General features: G+C 61.4%; 14 protein-coding genes. 11 read left to right on the top strand and 3 right to left on the bottom strand.

What is annotated here, in order from left to right; genetic code table 11:
- Nucleotides 1-100: 100 nt before the first annotated feature.
- Nucleotides 101-700, top strand: a complete 600-nt coding sequence (locus VGN12_22410) for a LemA family protein (GenBank protein HEY4312218.1) — start codon at nucleotides 101-103, stop codon at nucleotides 698-700.
- A 192-nt stretch (nucleotides 701-892) separates the two neighbouring features.
- Here the strand turns inward: VGN12_22410 and VGN12_22405 are convergent, their stop codons facing one another.
- Complete coding sequence (locus VGN12_22405) at nucleotides 893-1,627, bottom strand: 4'-phosphopantetheinyl transferase superfamily protein (protein ID HEY4312217.1); 735 nt, start codon at nucleotides 1,625-1,627, stop codon at nucleotides 893-895.
- 247 nt (nucleotides 1,628-1,874) lie between these two features.
- On the opposite strand from VGN12_22405, the gene VGN12_22400 reads away from it, so the two are divergent.
- The 8 genes from VGN12_22400 (at nucleotide 1,875) to VGN12_22365 (ending at nucleotide 17,129) form a co-directional block, all read left to right on the top strand.
- Nucleotides 1,875-2,912, top strand: a complete 1,038-nt coding sequence (locus VGN12_22400; protein HEY4312216.1) for a S49 family peptidase — start codon at nucleotides 1,875-1,877, stop codon at nucleotides 2,910-2,912.
- Between the two features lie 69 nt (nucleotides 2,913-2,981).
- Complete coding sequence (locus tag VGN12_22395; protein ID HEY4312215.1) at nucleotides 2,982-3,218, top strand: hypothetical protein; 237 nt, start codon at nucleotides 2,982-2,984, stop codon at nucleotides 3,216-3,218.
- A 72-nt stretch (nucleotides 3,219-3,290) separates the two neighbouring features.
- Nucleotides 3,291-4,424 carry an ABC transporter permease gene (locus tag VGN12_22390; protein ID HEY4312214.1) on the top strand — a complete coding sequence of 378 codons (1,134 nt, stop codon included), beginning with the start codon at nucleotides 3,291-3,293 and terminating at the stop codon, nucleotides 4,422-4,424.
- A 41-nt stretch (nucleotides 4,425-4,465) separates the two neighbouring features.
- Nucleotides 4,466-6,706: an AMP-binding protein gene (locus tag VGN12_22385; GenBank protein HEY4312213.1), complete on the top strand. Its 2,241-nt coding sequence runs from the start codon at nucleotides 4,466-4,468 to the stop codon at nucleotides 6,704-6,706.
- Nucleotides 6,707-6,721: 15 nt separating this feature from the next.
- On the top strand, nucleotides 6,722-11,464 hold the full coding sequence (locus VGN12_22380; protein ID HEY4312212.1) for an amino acid adenylation domain-containing protein: 4,743 nt from the start codon (nucleotides 6,722-6,724) through the stop codon (nucleotides 11,462-11,464).
- A gap of 26 nt (nucleotides 11,465-11,490) precedes the next feature.
- A complete protein-coding gene (locus VGN12_22375) occupies nucleotides 11,491-14,547 on the top strand; it encodes a condensation domain-containing protein (GenBank protein HEY4312211.1) in 3,057 nt (1,018 codons plus the stop codon).
- Nucleotides 14,548-14,640: 93 nt separating this feature from the next.
- Nucleotides 14,641-16,341, top strand: a complete 1,701-nt coding sequence (locus tag VGN12_22370) for a glycerol-3-phosphate dehydrogenase/oxidase (GenBank protein ID HEY4312210.1) — start codon at nucleotides 14,641-14,643, stop codon at nucleotides 16,339-16,341.
- Nucleotides 16,342-16,367: 26 nt separating this feature from the next.
- On the top strand, nucleotides 16,368-17,129 hold the full coding sequence (locus VGN12_22365; GenBank protein HEY4312209.1) for an MIP family channel protein: 762 nt from the start codon (nucleotides 16,368-16,370) through the stop codon (nucleotides 17,127-17,129).
- 16 nt (nucleotides 17,130-17,145) lie between these two features.
- On the opposite strand, the gene VGN12_22360 is transcribed toward VGN12_22365, so the two are convergent.
- Both VGN12_22360 and zwf read right to left on the bottom strand, forming a co-directional pair.
- The gene (locus VGN12_22360) at nucleotides 17,146-18,873 is read right to left on the bottom strand and encodes a hypothetical protein (GenBank protein ID HEY4312208.1); all 1,728 of its coding nucleotides are present in this window, start codon (nucleotides 18,871-18,873) and stop codon (nucleotides 17,146-17,148) included.
- A 202-nt stretch (nucleotides 18,874-19,075) separates the two neighbouring features.
- On the bottom strand, nucleotides 19,076-20,581 hold the full coding sequence (gene zwf, locus VGN12_22355) for a glucose-6-phosphate dehydrogenase (protein ID HEY4312207.1): 1,506 nt from the start codon (nucleotides 20,579-20,581) through the stop codon (nucleotides 19,076-19,078).
- 398 nt (nucleotides 20,582-20,979) lie between these two features.
- Here zwf and VGN12_22350 point away from each other — a divergent pair, with 398 nt between their 5' ends.
- Both VGN12_22350 and tgt read left to right on the top strand, forming a co-directional pair.
- Nucleotides 20,980-22,305 (top strand): DNA-directed RNA polymerase subunit alpha C-terminal domain-containing protein, encoded by a 1,326-nt coding sequence (locus VGN12_22350; GenBank protein ID HEY4312206.1) that lies wholly within the window; start codon nucleotides 20,980-20,982, stop codon nucleotides 22,303-22,305.
- A gap of 72 nt (nucleotides 22,306-22,377) precedes the next feature.
- Complete coding sequence (gene tgt, locus VGN12_22345) at nucleotides 22,378-23,523, top strand: tRNA guanosine(34) transglycosylase Tgt (GenBank protein HEY4312205.1); 1,146 nt, start codon at nucleotides 22,378-22,380, stop codon at nucleotides 23,521-23,523.
- The last annotated feature ends 98 nt before the right edge of the window (nucleotides 23,524-23,621 follow it).

Genomic DNA, 23,621 nt, shown 5'->3' with positions numbered 1-23,621 from the left:
TGCTGGTCAATCTGGCGCGGGGCGGGCCGCCTCCCATTTCGCGGGCCATGTATTAGAATTCAAAGGCCTCGACTCGCGTACTCACTTCTGGGGAAATTCGATGAAAGCGTTACCCATGGCGGCTGTGGGACTTTTGGTGGTGGCGCTGGCCGTCGGTGGCTGCGCCTACAAAGGCTACAACGAAGCCATCACGCTGGACGAGAATGTGAAGCAGGAGTGGGCGCAGGTCGAGAACCAATTGCAACGGCGCTACGATTTGATCCCCAACCTGGTCGCGACCGTGAAGGGAATTGCCGGGCAAGAGCAAAAGGTCTTCTTAGGTATCGAAGAAGCACGTACCAAGTTCTTCAACGTCAAGGACTCTGGCACCGTGGCTGAAAAGGCAGAAGCCGCCAATGGCGTGGAACGGGCCTTGTCGCGGTTGTTGTTTCTGCAGGAGACGTATCCCGAGCTGAAATCGAACGAATCGTTCTTGAAACTACAGGATGAGTTGGCTGGGACCGAGAATCGATTGTCGGTTGAGCGCAAACGCTACAACGAATCTGTCGAGACGATGAACGTCTTCGTACGCAAATTTCCGAGCAACTTTTACGCGATGCTGGCGGGCGTAAAGAACGCCGAATATTTCAAGCCGGCCGAAGAGGCGAAGGAAGCTCCGAAAGTCGATTTCAACACGCCCGAGCCCGCGGCCAAGAGCTGACGCGCGGGAAGTCGTTGAGATGCTTGGAACGTAACACGGTTCCTCGCGGTGCCAGGGCGATGTCTCGATGGCCATGCTTTTTCCGCGGCACGCGGAATAAGCATGCTCGGGTATTGGAAATCGTCACGTCCAACTTCCCTTGCTGGCGCTGCGGGCTGGTGTGCGGCAAACCCTGCTGTTGTGACAGGCGCCTTACTCGGGACGGAAGAAGCGCAGCTCGACCGGTTCGCCGGCCACGCATATTGCGGCGCGATATTCGTCGGCGACGGGAAGATCCCTTACGGACCAATCGGTGTCGGGGCGGGCAGGGACGTGAATCTTGCGCCACGCGTTGTCGGCGAGTAACTGAGAGCTGACGTCGAACTCGTCGAGCGGCATCGACAGTCCGGTTCCGACGGCCTTGATCACGGCCTCTTTGCGCGTCCACAGGCGAAAGAAGCACTCCCGCGCGGCGCGATCGTTGTCGGCCTCGACGAGCAATCGCGTTTCGGCAGGCGTGAAATGATTGCGCGCGATCGCGAGTGCTTCAGGTACCTCGCGCTCGAATTCGATGTCGATGCCCACCTCGCGATCGAGCACGAACGCGTACAGGGCATAAGAACCGCGGTGCGAGACATTGAATTGAAGCGCCGGCGCGGCCTGTTCGAGGTCCGGCTTGCCGCGCAGGCCGTAGCGAAACGTGAGTGTCCTGCCATCTTGCCCCAGATATCCGGCCAACAACCGGCGCAGAATGCCACGCGCCGCAATGTAACGCTGCCGGTCACGCTCGAAGTGAAATCGCGCGGAACGCGCGTGCTCGTCGGTCGATAGCGTCGCGCCGAGCGCCAGGAGATCCGCGGGCGCAGGATCGATCGTGTCGCGCCAAACGTGTACGACGCCTGATGCCAGGCGGGGATGCTCGGTCGTGGGCTGGTAGCAATCAGGCATAGGGAGCCGTTTTTAGCGCGGCCTTGTGGGACCGGTACACAAAATCAAGCGCGGCCGGGATATCGGGATTATTCGCTACAAGTTAGCACAAACGCCCCTCCCGCTGACCCTCAACTGCCCGATCGAACTGCTGCGGTCTTCGGGGGGCTATTGGGCAGTGTCGCACGCTACCGATACGAACCATAAGGCATCGTGTTCGCGGGATGGATCCCGCTGGCAAGCAGCATTTGGCCAGGGATGGTATCGGATGGACGGGCGGCGCATCGGCTGGGCCTTGGGCCTGGCTCTATTTTGCTGGACCGCCGGTTGCAAGCATCCGGTGCAAATCGTGACGAACAATCGCGTCACGATGAACACCCCCACAGCCCGCGCGCAATCGCCGCTGGCTGTAATTCCCGTCACCCCGGGCGCGCCGGGCGTCGAGCGGCGCATCGCGCTGGTGGACGTCGACGGGTTGCTACTGAATCAGCCCATGACAGGGCTGTACAGCGAAGGAGAAAACCCGGTCGCGTTGTTTCGCGAAAAGCTGGATCGGATCGCGCGATCGGGCTGCTACGCGGCCGTGGTATTGCGGATCAACAGCCCCGGCGGCGGTGTCACGGCCTCGGACGTAATGTGCCATGATCTTCAAGAGTTCAAAGCCCGCACCCACCTGCCGGTCGTGGCATGTCTGATGGATGTGGGGGCCGGTGGCGCGTACTACCTGGCCACGGCGGCGGATCAAATCGTGGCCCATCCGACGACCGTCACGGGCGGCATCGGCGTGATTTTGAATCTGTATAACCTCGAAGACGCGATGGCACAGTTCAACGTGCTGGGGGCGCCGATCAAAGCGGGCGAAAACGTTGATCTGGGCACGCCCATCAAAGCACAAAGCGAAGAGGCGCGGGAAATCCTGCAGCGGATGGCGAACTCGTTTCACGAGCGGTTCCGGCGGATCGTGATCGAACGTCGGCCGCAGTTAGCGCAAGCACCGGCCGATGTTTTCGATGGCCGTATTTTCACGGCCGATCATGCCGTGTCGCTGGGCCTGGTCGATACGATCGGCTATCTGGATCAGGCCGCCGAGATCGCGGGTCAAATGGGAGGCGCGCCGGGGGCATCGCTGGTGCTGTTGCATCGCCCGAACGACGGCGCCCGCACCCCCTACGACGTCACGGCCAATGTGCCGCTACAGAGCGGTTTCTTGCCGCTAAGTATGCCGGGTCTCGAACGGGCCCGTCTGCCAACGTTCCTGTATATGTGGCAGCCTGAACCGACCCTCGAACGTCTGGGCGGACGCTAGCAACTGTTGGTCGATCATCGACCAATGCGGGGCGTGGCGAGCCACCTCGAACGGCCGCGCGGGTTCGCAATGCGTCAGGCCGAAAAAAACGCGGCGGAAAATCCGCGACTGACGGCGCCTCTCAAACTCTTGGTGCTTGTCCGCTCCATGGTCGACGCGGCGTCCGGTTTTGTCGATTATCCGGCCGATTTCCACGAGCTTCGCGGGACCGTGGCCCGCAAGATCGGAAAGAACATCAAGGTCGTGCGGGCGAATCTAAAATTGGGCGAAATGGGGCCCATTTTCTGCATCTACGAGGTTCGATAACCGATCTTCCCCGGTGAGATAGTCTGCGGAAGATGCGGTATTTTTCCTGACCTCGTACGCGCTCCCCCTGCGATGCGATTGATCACGCTCGTATATCGAAACATCACGCGTCGCCGCATTCGATCGGGTCTGACCGTCACCGGTATGGCCGTGGCGGTGGCGGCGGTCGTGGCGCTAGTCGGCATTGCGGATGGATTCAAGCGATCGTTCCTCGACATGTATCAGTCGCACGGTGTCGACATCGTCGTCACGCGCGGCCGATCGGCCGATCGAATGACGAGCGAACTGGACCAGGGGCTAGGAGCGAAGATCGCGCAATTGCCGCACGTCACGGCGGTCGAGTCGGTCCTACTGGACGTCGTGTCGCTCGAGGAACTAGGCCCGGTCGGCGTCGTGGTGCAGGGGCTTGAACCTGCCAGCTCACTCGTGCGCGAGCGGCAGCTAACCGCCGGAACCGCGGTGGCCGAGGGAGAAAAGCGGGTGGCGCTGCTGGGGCGAATCCTGGCGGCGAATCTGGGCAAGTCTGTCGGTGACGAAATCGAGATCTACGAGAACGAGCGATTCCGCGTTAAGGGGATCTACGACGGCGGCAACATTTTCGACAACGGCGCCATGATCGTGCCCCTGGTGGAGTTGCAGAGGATGCTCGATCAGCCGAGCCAGGTTACCGCGTTCAACGTGCAAGTCGACCGGTCGGCCGGCGAGTCGGCCGTGACCGACGTCGTCCAGGCGATCAACGCCCTGAGCGCGGGCGTTTCGGCCCTGGCCACCGAGAAATTTGTCGCCACGGACAACAAGATTCAAATCGCCAGCGCCATGGCGTGGAGCATTTCGGCGATCGCGCTGGTGATCGGTGCGATCGGCATGTTGAACACCATGATCATTTCGGTTTTCGAACGAACCAACGAGATAGGCATCCTGCGGGCGATCGGCTGGCGGAACGGCCGGATCGTGCGAATGATTCTGCTGGAGTCGAGTTTATTGAGCATCTTCGGCGGCGTGCTTGGCACGTTACTTGCAACCGCGATGACGTTTGTATTGAGTCGTGCTCCGGCGACGGCTGGGTTGGTGAGCGGTCGCGTCGCTCCGGCGGTCATCGCGCAAGGGATTTGCATCGCCTTATTGATCGGAATTCTGGGAGCCCTCTATCCGGCATTTCGTGCGGCACGCCTTCTTCCCACCGTGGCATTACGCCAGCAGGGTTGAATACCCCCTCTGATGTTTTACCCCCAAAGAGCTGCTTCAAGATGAACACTGGTCTTACGGAACAAGCGACGAACGTTTCGAACGAGCATCAGCTTCCCGCCCAGGGAGCCGGCGAGGTGGGACGCCGCGCGGCGAACCTGGTCGAGGTCTTTCGCTGCCGCGCTCGCGAGCAGGCGGACAAAATCGCGTTTACGTTCCTGGCCACCGATGAGTCGGCGGTTGTGGACCGCACATACGGCCAGCTCGATCAACAGGCGCGGGCCATCGCAGCGCACCTGCAGGCGCGCTGCCGGCCGCTGGACCGTGTGCTGTTGATGTATGACTCAGGCCTGGACTATATCGCAGCGCTGGCCGGCTGTTTGTACGCAGGCGTCGTGGCGGTGCCTGTCTTTGCACCCGATCCGACGCGTGTGGCGCGAACGCTGCCCAGGCTGGATGCCATCGTGCGCGATGCGCAGGCGGAAGTGCTGTTAGGGACGGCGTCCGACCTGGCTTGGGCCGGAGCATTGCTGGGACAATTGCCCGGCCTGGCCCAACTCGTGCCGAGTGACGTGATCGATCTGGCCGGCGCCGCGGACTGGAATCCGCCGCACTTGGATCGTGGCACGCCCGCGTTTTTGCAATACACATCGGGTTCGACCGGGACGCCCAAGGGAGTTCTTGTCCGCCATGGCAACGTGTTGGCGAACATGGCGCAGATGGAGGCGCTGATCGACGTCGACGATGCGCTGGCTTGCACCTGGCTGCCCGCATATCACGACATGGGCCTGGTGGGGGGCATCTTTCAATGCTGGTACAGCGGACGGCGGAACGTAATGATGTCGCCGCTGGCGTTTTTCCAGCAGCCGCTTCGGTGGTTGCGTGCGGCAGCGGATTACCGCGCGACGACGATCGCCGCCCCGGACTTTGCCTTCGACCTGTGCGTGCGCAAGATCAAGCCGGAAGAACGGGAGCAACTCGATCTGAGCTGCGTGCAATTGGCCCTCTCAGGCGCCGAACCGGTGCGCGCCGCGACGATCGACCGCTTTGTCGAGGCGTTCGCCGGGAGTGGAATTCAACGCCGCGTGTTCTCGCCTTGCTACGGCATGGCCGAGGCAACGCTGCTGATCTCCGCCACACAGCCACGAAGCGAGTCAACGGTGCGCAGCTTCGACGGAGCGCAGCTCGAAAGGAATCGCGCAGTGGTTGCCGCTGCGGATGACGCGGGAGCGCGAATGCTAGTCGGTTGCGGTCGTGGGCCGGAGAATCAGCGATTGCTGATCGTCGATCCGCGCACCTGCCACCCGCTCGAGGCCGGGCAGGTCGGTGAGATCTGGGTCGCGGGACCGCATGTGGCCAGCGAATACTGGGGACAGCCTGAAGCTTCGGCCGAGACCTTCCGCGCCGTCACGAGCGAAGGCCAAGGGCCGTTCCTGCGCACGGGCGATCTGGGCTTTCTTGACGGCGATGAATTGTTCATCAGCGGCCGCCGTAAGGACATGATCATCGTTCATGGGCGCAATTATTATCCGCAAGATATCGAACAAGCGATTGAAGCGTGCCATCCGGCGATCAAGCCGCGTGCCTCCGCCGCGTTTTCGGTTGACAACAATGGCCGCGAACGGGTCGTCGTCGTGCAAGAGGTATCGCGCCCGACGAAGGTCGACCTGGACGAAGTCTCGCACGCCGTGCGGCGAGCGATCTTCGAGACTTTTGAGCTGGCTGTCGATACGGTGGTGCTGATCCGCGCCGGATCGATTCCCAAGACCACCAGTGGCAAGATTCAGCGTCGCGCCTGCCGTGAGCTCTTCTTGAGTGGCGAAATCGACGTGCTGCTGTGCTCGGACAAGATCACCGGCAACGATTCGCAGGCGAGCTATGTCGCACCGCGCAATGACCTGGAACGCGAAATTGCGGACGTGTGGTGCGAAGTGCTGGGCCTGGATCGTGTGAGTGTCATGGATCGATTCTTTGATCTGGGCGGGACGAGCCTGCTGGCCACGCAGCTAATCAATCGTTTGGCGCCAACGCTGGGGGCGAATATTCCCCTGAGTGAACTTTTCGATCGGCCCACGATCGCCCAGTTGGCCGAACTGATCGCCTGCAAGCGCGCCGCGCAGCAGATGCATGACACAGAACTGTTGGCCTATCTCGACCATCTTTCGGACGACGAAGTCGATCGCATCCTCGACAAAGTCAACGCACCCTCTCCACCCAAGGCCTACGTGCGTGTTCCGGTGTTAAACCTGGATTACATCGTCCCATCGGATCGTGGATCGGAGAGCGCGGGGGACGCGACCTAGTACGAGCGACGACGAATGACACCTGACGCCCTGACTCCGACGCCGATTCCTGCCGATCGGTTGGCCGCGCTGTCGCCCGCCAAACGAGCGCTATTCGAGCGACTACGCAACGAGCACGCCGCACCGGCACCGAAGCGGACAACAGCGCGGCACGACCCGCGCGAGCCTGCGCCGTTGTCGTTCGGACAAGAGCGGTTATGGTTTCTCGACCAGCTTGAGCCGGGCAATCCGTTTTACAATGTCGCGATCGCCACGCGCCTGTCTGGCGAGATGGATAAGCAGGCGCTCGCGGCCTCGCTGCATGCCGTGATCGAACGTCACGAGTCGCTGCGAACAGTATTTCGCAGCGTAGCAGGCCGGCCCGAGCAAGTGATTTGCCCGACAGCCCGCTTTCAGATGACGCAGGACGATTTGTCGTCGCTCGCATTGTCGGCGCGGACTGAATCACTGGCCCGCCTGACGGACGCCGAGGCGGTTCGCCCGTTTGATCTGGCGCACGGTCCCTTGATGCGTGCGCGATTGGTGAAGCTGGCCGGCGACGATCATGTATTACTGCTGACGCTGCATCATATTATTTGCGATGGCTGGTCAATGGCCGTCTTGCGCCAGGAAGTTGCCGAAGAATATATGGCGCGGTGCTCAGGACGTGCATGCGAGTTACCGGCGCTCAAGCTGCAATTTGCCGACTATGCGATTCGGCAGCGAGAAGAGGCCCGCGGAACCAATGGCTCGCTCGACCTGGCGTTCTGGCGCGAGCAATTGGCCGATCTGCCAGGCCCGCTGTCGTTGCCATTTGATCGGCCCCGTCCGGCGGTGCAGAGTTTTCGGGGCGAAACTTGCCGGCGCCGGCTGAGCGGCAGCTTGCTCGACAACTTGCGACGCTTGGCGGCCGAAGAGAACGGCACGATGTGCATGGTGCTGCTGGCCGCGTTTCAAATCTTGCTGGCCCAATATGCCCGCGAGCGCGACATTTGCGTAGGAATGCCGATCGCTGGGCGGACGCGGCCCGAGTGGGAGCGATTGATCGGCTTTTTCGTCAATACGCTCGTGATTCGCGGGCGGTTGGACGAACAGCTCTCGTTTCGCGAATACCTGTCACAACTGCGCGGCACGATGCTGGCGGCCTACGAGCATCAGGATCTACCGTTTTCGCGCCTTGTCGATGAACTGGTTCCCCAGCGCGACCTGAGCCGCAACCCGCTCGTTCAGGTGATGTTCGTTCTGCAAAACATTCCGGTCGCGGCGCGGCAGATCGACGGGCTCGCGGTTACGGATAGCAGCTTCGACCATGCGCCGGTTGCAAATTTCGATTTGACGTTCAACGTCGACGAGCATGCGGACCGACTCGACTTGTCGTTGGTGTTCAATACCGATTTGTTCAACGCCGATTCGATCGAGCGAATGCTCGACGCGTACGTGACGCTACTTACGGGGATTGTCGAGAATCGGGAGTGCCCCGTCTTCGATCTGCCGCTGCTGCCCGCGGATGAGCGGCAGAAGCAGTTGGTTACCTGGAACGCGACCAAGATGGCGTTCCCGGCCGATCGTTGTATTCACGAGCTATTCGTCGAACAGGCCCGCCGAACGCCCGCCGGGATTGCTTTACGCTTCGAACAGCAAGATATCACGTACGACGAATTGGATCGCGGCAGCAATCGGTTGGCCCGCTATCTGATCGAACGAGGCGCTGCGAACGATCAACCCATCGGCGTCTGTCTGGGGCGCTCGCCCGAGATGATTGTGACATTGCTGGGCATTTTGAAAGCTGGCGCGGCCTACTTGCCGATCGACCCGCTTTATCCGGCGGCTCGTCGCGCGGCGATGGTCGAAGACGCCCAGTTGCGATTCATCGTCAGCGATAGCGAGATCGCGAAGTGCCTGCCAGGAGGAAGCTTTCAGACGGTGCTGCTGGATGATGATTCGCCGGACATCGCCCAGTACAACGATGCGCCGCTGGAAAGCAAAGCGGATCCTGACCACGTCGCCTATGTCATTTACACCTCGGGCTCGACGGGGCTGCCGAAAGGGGCCGAAGTTGCCCATCGGGGGCTGGTGAATCACGCGACCGAGCTGGCGCGGCGTTGCGACCTGCGGCCGGGCGATTCGTTGTTGCAGTATCTGTCGCTGAGCTTTGATGCGGCGATCGAAGAGATTTTTCCGACGCTCGTCAGCGGCGCGACGTTGCATTTGCATCCGGCGCCGGCCGAATTGTCGGGACGCGTTCTGCTGGAGTGGTCCCGCGACCAGATGGTTAACGTCTTGCATTTGCCGGTGGTGGTGTGGTCGTCGCTGGTCGATGAACTCACTGCATCCGGCGGTGCGCTGGGTCGACATTTAAAGACCGTGGTGGTCGGCGGAGACAGCCTGGCGGTCGAGCAAGTGACGCGCTGGCAACAAGCGATCGGCGAGACTTGCCGCCTGCTGTTTGCTTATGGCGTTACCGAGGCGACGATCACAAGCACGCTTTTTGATCCGGCCGAGAGCTTGTCGGCCACGGCATCGAATTGCTTGCCGATCGGTCGACCGATTGCGAATACGCGTGTGTACGTGCTTGACGAGGCGCGCCGTCCGCTTCCCGTGGGAGTGGCGGGCGAACTGTATATCGGCGGAGTCGGCATCGCACGCGGTTACCTGCGGCGACCGGAACTTTCCGCCGAGCGGTTCGTGCCGAATCCGTTCACTCAAAATGCCAACGAGCGTCTTTATCGCACGGGCGACATGGTGCGTTATCTGCCGGACGGAAACCTCGAATTCCTGGGGCGCATCGATCGGCAAGTGAAAGTGCGCGGTTATCGCATCGAGCCGGCCGAGATCGAAGCGGCGTTGCAACTTCACCCGCGCGTGCGCGAAGCGATCGTCGTCCCCCGCGGCGCCGGCGAAGCCAAACGCCTGGCCGCGTATGTCGGTTGCGGGGCGGGTGAATTGCCCACCGCCGAGGACGTGCGACAATTCCTGACGGCGCGCTTGCCAGGGCACATGTTGCCCTCGGCGATCGTCGTGCTCGATGAATTACCGCGGCTGTCGTGTGCCAAAGTCGATGTCGCGGCGCTACCGGAGCCGGCCTGGGAGCGGAAGGCGAACGCGTCTCAATTGGCGGCGCCGTCGACCGATGCCGAGCGTGTGCTGGCCACCGTCTGGGCCGAAGTGCTCGGGCGCGCGCAGGTCGGCATTCACGATAATTTCTTTGACATCGGCGGTGACTCGATTCGCAGTATCCAGGTCGTCGCCCGGGCTGGCGCGGCCGGGTGGCGGATCACGCCGAAGCAACTTTTTCAGAATCAAACCATCGCCGAACTGGCGCGCGTCGCGGAAGCGGGGGTCGCGATCTTCGCGCCGCAGGAACCGATCGTTGGTCGGGCGCCGCTCTTGCCGATTCAGCACGAATTCTTCGCTTTGGCAACGATCGATCCGCATCATCACAATCAGGCCGTGATGCTTTCCGCGGCGCGGTCGGTCACGCCAGACGTGATCGACCAGGCACTGCGCACGATTGTGCGACATCATGATGCGCTGCGGTCACGGTTCGTGCGTGCGGCGGACGGCGCCTGGACGCAGACGATCGTCGCGCCCGAGGATTGCCGCATCTTGGAAGTGATCGACCTTTCAGCGTTGGATGTGGCGGCGCAGACGGTCGCAATTGAGAGAGCCGCCGTAGAGACGCAAGCCTCGCTCGATATTGAGCAGGGGCCGGTCGGACGATTCGTCTATTTCGACCTCGGCCCGGACCGGCCGGCGCGATTGCTGGCTGTCATTCATCACTTGGTGATCGATGCGGTGAGCTGGCGAATTGTGCTGGCTGACCTGGACATGTTGTGTCATCAACTGGCTACGGGTGTGCCGGCACAGTTGCCGCCAAAAACCACGCCCGGGGGGGAATGGGCGCGCCGCATAAACGACCTTGCCGCGCAAGACGAGGTGCGTGCCGAACTCGACGCCTGGCTGTCAACCGGCGCGAATGCCAGCCCGCTGCCTTGCGACGGTGACGCCGGCGAGAATCTCGTAGCGGATGCGGAAACCGTTTGCATATCGCTCGACGTGGCTACGACCGAAAAGTTGCTCGGCGAAGCGCAGACGGCTTATCGCGCCCGATCGCATGAAATGCTGCTGGCGATGTTCGCGCAAGTCGTCGGGAAATATTGTAGCGGCGCGGTGCGGATGAATCTCGAAGGGCATGGCCGCGAAGATTTGTTTGCCGATGTCGACTTGTCACGCACAGTCGGTTGGTTCACGGCGCTTTACCCCGTGCGATTCGACGTGCCTGCGAATGCTTCGCCGGGGTTTGCGGTCCGTGCCATCAAAGAGCGATGCCGGGCGATCAGTGATGGTGGTTTGGGTTACGGACTGCTGCGTTGGCTGGCGGATGAGGCGACGCGACAGAAGCTAGCGACAATCGCGCCCCCTCAGGTGTGCTTCAACTATCTGGGGCAATTGGATCACACATTACCTCAGGATGCATGGTTTACGCTGGCCGCGGAGTCGCCTGGCCCCATGGTCAGTCCGCGGGCCGCGCGCGGTCATCTATGGGAGATCATCGCTTTCGTGCGTGACGGGCGTCTGCAGATCGAGTGGCATTACAGTCGTTTGGCACACCGGCTCGACACGGTCGAGCGGCTGGCCGGTGAGTTTATCGACGCGCTCGCGGAGCTCGTGCAACATTCCGGCGGCGAGGATGTTCAGGCGATCTCGCCGGTGGATTTCTCGCTGGCCGAGATCGATCAGGACGATTTCGACGCCCTGAAGAACCTGCTTGCAGATTGATCAACCTAACGGAATCGATCGCCACAATGAAAAATGTCGCCGATATCTGGCCGCTTGCCCCATTGCAGGAGTTGATGCTCGCGCACGCGCTCGCGGATCCGAATTCCCGGCTGCTGAACGAACAGCTTAACTGCACGATCCGCGGCACGCTGGACGGCTCGACATTCAAGCAGGCTTGGGAAACGACCGTTGCTCGGCACGCGATGCTGCGCGCCTGCTTCGCCTGGCAAGGGCTGAAGAAGCCGATGCAGGTCATCCGCCGCGCGGTCGAGTTGCCGTGGCGCGAGTTCGATTGGCGCGATCTCGACGAAGAAGAAATGGCAGGACGCCGCACGGAATTGCTTACGGGCTCGCGCGATGAGTCGTTCGATCTAACGCGGGCTCCGCTCGTTCGCCTTGATCTTGCCCGCCTTGGCGAGCAGGAATGGTTGTTTGCTTGGACATGCCACCATCTGGCGCTCGACGGATGGTGCCTGGGCGTGGTGCTGCGTGAAGTGTTCGAGTGCTATGCGAACCTGCGCGCCGGGCGGGCGACGCTGCTTTCGCCACCGGGCAACTTCGCCGACTATTTGAAATGGCTCGCGAGGCAAGACTCGGTCGTGGCGGATAAGCACTGGTGTGGTGAACTTGAAAACCTTTCGTCCAAGTCACTCTTGCCGCCGGCCGATCAGGTGAATCGCGGATCGACGATCGTTGGCCATGGGGAATGCGAGAAACGGCTTGGGCAATCAGAAAGTGCCCGGCTCGCACAATTGGCCACGACGTGGCGCACGAGTTTGAGTGCCCTTGTCGAGTCGGCGTGGGGGATTTTGCTGGCTCGCCATTCGCGTTCCCAGGATGTGAGTTTCGGCGTCGCGGTGTCGGGCCGGGCGCCGCAAGTTTCGCAGGTCGAAACGATCGTGGGCCCTTTTGCCAATAACGTGCCGCGGCGCGTGACGATCTCGCATGACGATGCCGTGGCCACGGTCTGCCAACGGCTGCAGCAAAAGCAGATCGAAACGCAGCCGCTGGAGCATTGTTCGCTCGAACAGATCGGCCGCGCAGCCGGACGTAGCGACGGCCGGCTCTTCGATTCGCTGGTGGTGTTCGAAAACTATCCACTGCCGCCGGGCGAGGCGTTTACGTTCGACGAGATCACGATTCGCAACCTGCACGGTACAACGACGTCGAGCTACCCGTTGACCTTGATCGCGATGCCGGGGCGCGAGCTGGTATTGCGGCTGTTGTACGATCGACAGCTTTACAGTGACGATTTTGCGGCGCGGATGCTTGACCAGGTGATGGTGCTACTGAAAAGCATCGCCGCGCGGCCCGAAACGACGGTTCGCGAGTTGCCCCTTGTCGAGCAGGAAGAACTCGAATTGCTGGCGTGTCTGGACGAGCAGGGGCCCGTTTTGCGCGTGCTCGATGGGGCGCGACAATTGGCGTCCGTGGGCATGCCGGGTGATCTGTGGGTATCGATCGCGGGGAAGGGTACGTCGCCCACGCAGGATCAAATCGTCGATCCGCTCGATTCGCGAGGCTTGCGGATGCTGCGTCCCGTCGGATATCGCGCGGTTCGTGTGGCTGACGGCGAACTTGAGTTTTTGGGACCCGTCCGAAGTCGCGCGTCGTTCCAGAAAAAAGACGAAGCAAACGCGGGGCAGGGGAGTGTCATTCAGGTTGGCCGCTACGCGGTCGACCCGCTCGAGGTTGCCGCGATCTTAACGCTTTGCCCGTTGGTCAGGGACGCGGCCGTGATTGGTTACACGGACCGCAAGGGACATGAGCAGTTGGCGGCGTACGTCGTGCCGCGATCCGATTCGTCGGTCGCCGTGGCCGCAAACGGAAATGCGCTAGTCACCGAAGAGCTGCGTCGATTTCTTGCCGCGCGAGTGCCTGATGAGATGATTCCTCGCGCTTGGCGGACGGTCCATGAACTGCCGTATGACGAACGGGGCAGGCTCGACACGTCGGCGCTGCCGCCTGCGTTCGCGCAACGCAGCGAAGGCACGCATCCCTACGTCGCACCGCGCGACGTGTGGGAAGAACGTGTGGCGTCAATCTGGTCGCAAGTTCTGGGCGTCGAGCCGATCGGCGTGACCGACAACTTCCTGGACTTGGGAGGGCATTCCAGCTTGGCCGTGGCACTGGTCGCGCGACTGGACGAACAGTTCGGGCGCAGATTGCCGCTAGCGGCCTTGCTCGAAGAGCCGACGGTCGAACACCTGGCCCGGCTGTTGCGCGAAGCGCCCGCGGGCGGAGCGAACGCACTGGTCGTTCCGCTACGACCTGCTGGTACGGGGACACCGCTGTTCTGCGTTCACCCGGCCGGTGGCACGGTGTTTTGTTATCTGGAGCTGGCGCAGCATGTGGATCAGGATGTGCCACTGTATGGCATTCAGGCGCAAGGGATCGACGGCGCCGTGGCGCCGCACGATTCGATCGAAGCCATGGCGGCCGATTACATCCAAGCGATGAAAGCCGTTCAACCGCACGGCCCTTACCAGGTGTGCGGCTGGTCAACCGGCGGCGTGGTGGCCTTCGAGATTGCACGGCAGTTGACGGAACAGCAGGATCAGGTGGCTTTCGTCGGACTTATCGATGCGGCGATTCCGAGTGCAGATCGGGCGCTCGACGAAAACGACCTGGTGCCGATGTTGCAGTTGATGTTCCCGACCGAGGATGCCGACCGTTTGCAGGCGTTGCGCGATCTGCCGATCGAAAAGCAAGTTGAATACTTCCAGCAACGGGCGCAAGGTGCCCGGCTGTTGCTGGCCGGCGCGGGGGCCCGCGGCGCCCGCGCGGTGTACGATGTGTTCGAGGCGAACATGAAAGCCGTGGTTGCCTATCAGCCGGGGCTACTACGGGCGCCGCTGGTGCTGATTCGCGCCGAGCAGCACGCCACGCCGATGCATGCCGATCCGCGGTTGGGGTGGGGACCGTGGGGGTTGGGAGGGATCGAAACCTTCGATATGCATGGTAGCCATTTGACGATGCTGCAATCTCCAGCGGTCGAAGAGCTGGCAGCGATCTTGAGCGACTGTTTGTCGGCGGCGACGGTGCGGCACGCCGCGGCCGAGATCTATTGCTCGGCGACCTAGCATGAAGCTGACGGGGCTGAGACACAGCCTGCGACTCGTCGTACCGGCAGACTCGTCTTCTTTATTTTGCTCTGCCGGGTAAATTGTTACGGCATGACTGCTGCGCAACCGGTTCTGATTCTCGGCGCTGGAATTAATGGCGCCGCGATTGCGCGCGAGCTGGTCCTCAACGGCGTGTCGGTCTGCCTGGTCGATACGGCCGATTTGGCCTTCGGCGCCACGGCCTACGCGTCACGCCTGATTCACGGCGGGCTGCGCTACCTGGAATATGGCGAGTTCGACCTGGTGCGAGAATCGCTTGCCGAGCGGACGCGGCTGCTGCGCTTGGCGCCGCAGTTCGTGCGACCGCTGCGATTGTTCATTCCGATCGAGAATCGCTTTGGCGGATTGTGGCGTTCGGCCGAACGATTCTTGTTCAAAGGGAATCGCTCATCCAAGGTCGGCAAACCGGCCGAGTCGCGCGGGCTGTACTTGGTGCAGATGGGACTGCGGATGTACGACGCGTACGCGCGTGATCCGTCACTGCCCAAGCACGCCACGCATCGTCGCGACCAAGAAGACGCGATTCTCGTGAATCCGAAGTATCGCTGGCTTTGCTCTTACTACGACGCGCAGATTCGCTTTCCCGAGCGATTCGTGCTGGCGATGTTGGACGATGCCCGAGAAGCTGCCAAGGCCGCGGGAACGCGTTTCGACCTGATGAATTATCATCGCGCCGAATTGAACGGGCGCACGGCGACGATTCGCGCGGCCGATACCGGTGCAACGGTTTCTTCGTTCGAACCGGCCGCTGTGATCAACGCCACCGGCGCGTGGGTCGACATGACGCTACAGCGTCTGGGGTTGCGCTCGGATCGGTTAATGGGGGGAACCAAGGGAAGCCACATTGTCACTTGGAATCCTGCGCTGCATGTGGCGCTAACGCATAACGGCCAATCGTACGCCGGACTATATGCCGAGGCGGCCGATGGGCGGCCGGTGTTCGTGCTGCCGTTTGGCGATGCGTCGTTGATTGGGACGACTGACAAAGAATACGTAGGCGATCCCGCGGACGCGACCGCCCGACCCGAGGAGATTGATTACCTGTTGGCGACGGCCAATTCGCTGCTGCCGCAGGTGAAACTGACGCCGGCCGACGTCGACATGCATTACAGCGGTGTGCGACCGCTGCCCTACGTGGGCGAAGCCACGCCGGCGTCGGTCACGCGACGGCATTCGTTGACCGAGAATCACGATGCACCGCTTCCGTTTTATTCCGTCATCGGCGGCAAGCTCACAACTTGCCGATCGTTGGCCGAGGAGACCGCGGCATTGCTGCTCCAGCGGTTGAACCTTCCGGTGAAGGCCAACAGCGAGCAGCGGCCGATCCCGGGGGCGGCTGGTTTTCCAGCAGACTCACACGATCAAGACGCGCTCCGGCAACGGCTGGCGGCACAGCTGGGTTTTAGCGACGCTGCAATCGCCGCGACCTGGGAGTTGTACGGCACCCGATGCGAAGAGGTGCTCAATGCCTTTGCCGACGATCGGTCGATCGTCCCGGGCACCGAGACTCCGACGGCCGTAGCCCGATTCGCGATTCGTCACGAATGGGTGCGAACCCTATCTGATCTCGTTGAGCGGCGCCTGATGTTGCTGTACCATCGTCACCTGTATGAGGGGACGCTGCAGCGCTTGGCACAATTGCTGGTCGACGAGCATGTCATTTCCGGCCAGCAGTTGAATGACGAAATCAGTCGCTGCGCGCAGCGCCTTGAAACGCGGTTTGGCAAGCACGTCATCTCGGGCTCGCCTTGATTCACATCTAGCGCGGAGGGCGGCAGATGCTACGCGGCACGGCGCGTGAATGCGCGGCAGAATTCCTTGGCACCCTGGTGCTGGTCACTTTTGGCGTGGCGGTGGTCGCGCAAGTGGTGCTGGGCGAAAAATCCCACGGTGAATACCTGTCGATCAATCTCGGTTGGGGATTGGCCGTGACGATGGGGATTCTGGTCGCCGGGGGCGTTTCGGGCGCCCATCTAAATCCCGCCGTGACGCTGGCCGTGGCCGTGTGCCAGGATTTTCCGTGGCGAAAGGTCTTGCCGTATTGCCTGGCCCAGACGGCCGGTGCGTTCGTTGCCTCGGCAATTGTGTTCGGCGTGTATCACCAGGCACTGGTGAACTTGGCGGGTGAAACGCGCGATCAAAGTACGGCCGGCATCTGGGCCACTTATCCACAGAATTACCTGACACTTGGCGGCGGGCTGATCGATCAGGTCGTTGGTACGGCGCTGTTGGTCGGTGTGGTGTTTGCCATTGGGGACAAACGCAATGCGAACCCGACCTCGTTTCAAGGCGCGATTGCCGTGGGATTGCTGGTGGTGTTGATCGGTATGACGTTCGGATTGAACGCCGGATATGCGATCAATCCCGCGCGCGATTTCGGCCCGCGGCTGTTTACCGCGATCGCCGGCTGGGGACCGGAAGTGTTCCGCTGGGGCAACGGCTTCTGGTGGGTGCCGATCGTCGGTCCGCTGGCCGGCGGCGTCATCGGCGGTTGGCTGTACCTCGTGCTAGTCGGCCGGCAGCATCCGCCCGAGGCTTAGTCGACATTCGCTTGCATTAATTGCTTGATATTTTCACGATTGCAGAAAGATCAAAGTCCAAGCCGGTACTTCCGACGCCATCTCGCCTGAACTCTACGCGCACGCGACGTTCGTCGATATCAAATCCGTTGATGAATTGAAAATACGGCCCATGAGCATGGACGGACACATCTCCGAACTTTGAATAGCCCGTTTCCGGCCAAGGGACTTCTCCCTCAAATGGGACGCAAACACGGAAATCTATTCGGCTTCCATTAGAAAGTCGCACGACGTTGATTGGGAACTCGAAGAGCTTTTCGTCCTTCTTTCGCACAAAGCCACCGTCAAGCGTTCGGATCAATATTTTATCATTGAATGCTGCGGCAGTCGGTTGCGCATCGGACGAAAGCCAAGTAGCGTCGCGCTCAAAATCGAACTCGCGGTACCATGCGACCCGACAGAGGCGGTCTTCTGTGTTGTGAAAGCTATGGCGGAAATCTGGTTCCGCATGACCGAGATGCACAAGGCTCCCCCGGCCACAGGTCCACACAGCACCGCTCGCAGTTGCTCGTTGCGGCCACCCTTCAACCATGCTTGGCAGATTTGCTGCTGCCTCTACTTCGCCTTCATCGCTGACCTGATACACGATGCAGTCCGAATTGACTTTCGCCCACGGGCCTTTGCGGCCTCGTGCAACGGCGACGTAAAACCCTCTCTGCTCACGCGGCATGATTGGACCAGCCACGATGGAACCTTCAAATTGCTCGTCAAAAGCCTTCCGAGCAGCATCGACGATGGCTTTCGCCTTTGCGGCCCGATCGCGCGTCGCCTCTTGCTCTTGGGGACTCTCATCCTCTTCGGGTATCGCTTCCGCCTCCTGTGTGACTATGTAGTCGATACCTAATCGATCGATGTAGTGTTCGCACACGCTCGGCCCAATGAAACCACGTTCAAATTCCCAAACGCGTGGCAGGCGCCAGCGCAGCTCGCCGGTATCTATTTCCAAGGACACGAGTTCCTGAGTCTTGCCCGCGCAAACGAGAAGAATGTCGTCTCGAAGAATGCTCAGATGCTGGATGCTATTGAGACGCGACCCAGCACGGAGAGAAGTAAACACGCGATATGGAAAATCGAGTTTGTTGCCTTGCCATGAAAACTCCTTCGTCCATTTGGGTTCGTTGGATCCGGGAGTAAAGCAACAGACTCGGTAGCCGTCGACGTCCGGTTGCGCATGAGGCTTGTTTAATCGGATAACGCTAAACACAAGCACGAACGTGGCACTTTCTGTGGCGAGCACCTGCCCAACGACGTCATCTTCACGGCTCGCGTTGTCGATCGGCAGCTTTGTTGCGGGAAGCGTCAGCGGCGAAAGCCACTTGTGCGTTTGCAGGTCAAGACGCCGAATGGTTGCACGCGGCCATGCGCCCACTGTGTCGTGCGGGGTGTTGGCTGCTAACAGGTAACAGACGGTATCCGTGGCATCTAGCCAGAGCACTTGTGACTCGTCATCCGTCGTGGCGGCCCATCGTGTGGCTTGGGTAATTGGATCGATTTCTTGCACGGAAGTCCCTAGCACCTTGAAGCGGCGATTTCCCGCGCCACGCTCTGACGCGAACTTTTCTAAGACGCGGAGCGGTCGAAGCGTTTGTGATCCAACCTCTATGCGCGCTTCAGCCCACCGGGCATTAAACTCAGCGGGTTTTGCCAGCTGCGCGACCGCTGCAACAACTAAGCACGCTAGTGCGACCGACATCTGTATTTTCATCGATTTCAATCGTGGATTTGTGCTTGCTGACAACGAACACATCCGCAATCGCTGTCGCCCCTCCGGGGCTTTTGACGCGCGAGAGACGTCACACCGTGGGCTCGCGACCACGGCTACACGCTGTCGCCCCTTCGGGGCTCGACCATTATTTTTGCTTCGATGTCCGATAGCGCGTGCATCAGGTTACTCATGCCTGGAGCGTTTACTTCAGCACGGGGCAGACGTCGAGCCATTCGCGGTCGTCGCGGTACATCCACTTCGTGGACTCGGCGGGCCCCCAGCCCCCTTGTTCGTACGTCGCCATTTCTGGTTCGCCGGTTTTTTCCCAGCCAATGCGAATGGGGTCGATGATGCTCCAGGCCAGTTCCACTTCGTCGCTGCGCGCGAACAGACTGGCATCGCCCGAGAGCACGTCCAGTAGCAAACGCTCATAAGCCTCGGGCATGGCCTTCGGGTAGTCGGCACAAAAGCGGTATTCGAGATCTGTCGAGCGCATTTTCATGCCGGCGTCGGGCACCTTGGTCTGGAATTGCAACTGCATTCCTTCGGCCGGTTGAATGTGAATCACCAGCCGATTGCTGGCGCCACGGTGATGGCCATGATTTGGGAAGAGCATGTGCGGCGGCTCACGAAATTGAATCACGATTTGCGTCGTGCGGCAGCTCATGGCCTTACCGCTGCGCAGATAGAACGGCACGCCTTGCCAGCGCCAGTTGTCGATATGCAAGCGCGCGGCGGCGAACGTGGGGGTCTGGCTATCGGGCGAGACTCCTTCTTCCTGGCGGTATCCGTCGTATTGGGCGCGAATCGTAGCCCCGGCCACGGCTTCGGGCGCGAGGTGGCGAACCGATTGCAGGACTTTGACCTTTTCGTTGCGTATCAGGTCGGCGTCGAACCGCGCCGGCACTTCCATCGCGGTGACAGTCAGCAGTTGCAGCAAGTGATTCTGAAACATGTCGCGCAGCACGCCGGCCGATTCGTAATAACCGCCGCGGCGACCGACGGGCACTTCCTCGGCAGCCGTGATTTGCACGTGGTCGATGAAGTTGCGATTCCAAAGCGGTTCGAAAATTGAGTTCGCGAAACGGAACACCAGGATGTTCTGGACCGTTTCCTTGCCCAGGTAATGGTCGATACGATAAACCTGGTTTTCGGAAAAGACGCGATGCACGGCGTCGTTCAACGCGCGGGCGGTTGCCAGATCCGTGCCGAACGGCTTTTCGATGACGATTCGCCGCGGGCCGTGCGATTGATCGGCCATGCCGCACGCGCCGAGTTGTTCAATCGCCGGCTCGTAGAAGCGCGGCGCCGTGGCCAGGTAGTAGACGCGCATCTGCGGAGAGTCCGCCGTGGTTGTCGCGGCACCTTGGCCGGCGGACGGAGCAGCCGATGGCTGCTTGTCTAATTCGTCCAGGAATTTACCAAGCGCCGCGACGTCGGCCTTTTGTTCCAGGTCGCCAGCGACGTAATAGATGTTCTTAGCGAATTCGTCCCAGGCTGCCTTTTGGAAATCGGCGCCCACGAAGTGGGCAGTCGTCTCGGCCAGGTGAGCGCGCCATTGGTCGTGCGGGAAGGGACTGCGCGAAAAGCCAACCACCCGGGTGCCGGCTGGCAAACGCTTCTTGATATGCAGTTGGAAGAGGGAGGGGATCAGCTTGCGACTGGTCAGGTCGCCCGAGGCACCGAAGATAATAAAGGTCTGAGCCACGGCGGAAATATCCTTATCAGGCCGGTATGTTGGGATCTCGGGGGACGATCGGCCGGCGGCCGGGTGAAACGCGTTTTCAGACGTCCGGCAGGTCGGCCCCGGACATTATTCCGGAAATCCGCGCCGTGTCACATGCCGCTCCGCAATTGGCCGGCTTTTCGCGGGGGGGCGGGATTGCTATATTCTTAAGAGCGTCTGGGACAGCCCGTTAGGACTGCGCGCCCGTCTTGAAGGCCACCGCTTGGCGGCCCCATGAGTGGCATGCGGTGATTTGTACCTTGCGGGGGGCATTTCCGGCGCGCTTGCAAACGTGGCCCGCGATTCACTAGTTTTTCTCCGCCCGGGACTCTTTCTGCGCTCAGGGCGATCTTGTTACTGCCTTCCAGGAGGCTTCGGTAATGTCGCTAGGTGTCGATACGAACTTGAAGGAAATGGTCGTTACGAGCACGCTGTTCGGTCCGCGCGAGGTGCAGCAGATCCGGGATGCGATCGCGGCCGACTTTGCCAACTATCGGCAACTTCGCGATGCGGTTCATGAATTGGAATCGGCGCAGAGCACCAGCCCCGCGGCCGCAACGAAGCTGGGAGTGTGCTACTTCCTGCTGGGGCGATATCGCCTGGCGGACGACATGCTGCGTAGCGCCGATGGTGGCGCGATGGCCCAGTTCTATTTGGGCAAGACCTACGCCGCTCGCGGACAATACGACGAAGCCGTTAAATCGTTTCAGGAAGCATCCAAAGCCGGTTACGACCGTGACGGGTGTGCCCTGGCCCAGTCCGAGGCGCAGCGCGCGGCCGGTTTGCCCACCGAGGCCCTGGCCACGCTCGATCGCTTGTCGGGCGCCGTCGAGCAGACGGCTGATTACCTTTATCAACGTGGTGCCACGGTGGCCGCGCTCGGAGGCAATCCGCACGAGGTCGTGGCCCTGTTCGAACGTGCCGTCGAGGCCGATGGCCGGCATCCCGGTGCCCTGTTCGGTCTGGCACTGGAGAACGACCGCCGCGGCAACGACGAAACGGCTCTGGAACTCTATCAGCGTTCGGCAGCGCAGTTTCCCGCGCACATCGGCTCGCTGTTGAACCTGGGGATCTTGTACGAGGATCGGCAGCAGTACGAGCGGGCCCGGCAGTGCTATCAGCGCATTTTGGAAAGCTATCCCAGCCATCCGCGGGCGCGATTGTTCTTCCGCGACGCTCAGGCCGCTGGAGATATGTTCTACGACGAGGATGCGCAGCGCCGTCGCGATCGGTTGAGCCAGGTCCTGACGATGCCGGTCACCGATTTCGAATTGTCGGTCCGCAGCCGTAATTGCTTGCAAAAGATGGGTCTGAATACCCTCGGCGACTTGGCCCGCACCAGCGAGCAGGAATTGCTGGCGAGCAAGAACTTCGGCGAAACGTCGCTGATCGAAATCAAGGAAATGCTGGCCTCGAAGGGTTTGGAGCTGGGGCAACTGGCCGCCGAGAAGCACACGATGCGTGGCGGTTACGAGCCCGAGGTCATGAGCCCCGACGAGCAAGCATTGCTCGGCAAGACAATCGCCGACCTGAACCTGTCGGTTCGTGCTCGCAAGTGCATGATTCGCTTGGGAATCAGCACGATCGGCGAGTTGGTGCGCCGCACCGGCGACGAGCTGCTGGAGTGCAAGAACTTCGGCGTGACGAGCCTTAACGAGGTTCGCGAGAAGCTGACCGGTCACGCCTTGAAGCTACGCGGCGACTGACGCTTCGAAGGGAATACCGCTCGCGCGACGGCTGGTACTTGCTAGCCGTCGCGCGCGGCAACATCTGCACCTATGACCGCCAGCGCGTTCCGCTTCGAGCTGTTGCATCGCGATCGAACGAGCGCAGCGCGGCGCGGTACGTTTCACACGCCTCATGGGCCGGTAGAGATGCCGGCCTTCATGCCGGTCGGCACTCAGGGGGCTGTGAAAGGGGTCACGGTCGATCAATTGCGTGCTACCGGCGCGCAGATGATGCTGGCCAACACCTACCACTTGGCGCTCAGGCCGGGCGAGAACGTGGTCGCGACGCTGGGCGGCCTACATGGTTTCTCGGGCTGGACCGGGCCGATTCTGACCGACAGCGGCGGCTTTCAGCTTTTCAGCCTGGCGCAGATGACCAAGGTCAGCGAGACGGGGGCCGTCTTTCGGTCGCACGTCGATGGGCGCCTGTTGCAGCTAACGCCCGAACGCGCGATTGCAATCCAAGAGGCGCTCGGTAGTGACGTGGCGATGGTGCTGGACCACGTCGTGGCGCTACCAGCCGAGCGCGAAGTAGTAGTTGACGCCATGCAACGCACGATTCGCTGGGCCGCGCGCTGCCGGGACGCCGCGACGTGTGCGGATCAGGCGATTTTCGGCATCGTGCAAGGGGGGCTCGACCCCGATCTGCGCGGTGAATGTGCCGAGGCTTTGGCGAGGCTCGATTTTCCCGGTTACGCCGTGGGGGGGCTGAGCGTCGGCGAAGCACCGGCCGAGATGTACGCAGTGTTGGATGTTACCGTGCCGGCACTGCCTGAGGATCGGCCCCGTTACCTGATGGGAGTGGGGACGCCGGTCGATCTGCTGGAAGCGATCCATCGGGGCATCGACATGTTTGATTGCGTGATGCCGACGCGCAACGGGCGGAACGCCATGGCATTTACGGATGCCGGGGGGTTGAAGCTGCGTAATTTGAAGATGGCCGAAGACGATCGCCCCTTGGAAGAGGACTGTCCCTGTCCGGCTTGCCGTCACAGCCGCGGCTACCTGCGGCATTTGTTCATGGCGCGCGAGATGTTGGGGCCGATTCTGCTGTCGATCCACAATCTGACGTACTACCAGCGCCTGTTGGCCGGGGCCCGCGCGGCGATCGAATCAGACACGTTTGCCGCGTATCGCGCAGCCAAGCTGGCCGGGTGGGGCAGCGCCGTCCGAAGCGACGACGCGGCCGACGCATGATCCCCTTGCTCGTTATGGCGCTTAGCTTTATGATACGGCCCGTGATCGCGGTATGTGCGTGGCCCGGCCCTGAGGCATCGGGCTGCTTCTGTTTGCCA

This window comes from Pirellulales bacterium (assembly GCA_036499395.1).
GTDB lineage: Bacteria > Planctomycetota > Planctomycetia > Pirellulales > JACPPG01 > JACPPG01.
This window is presented reverse-complemented; position numbering and strand designations above follow the sequence as displayed.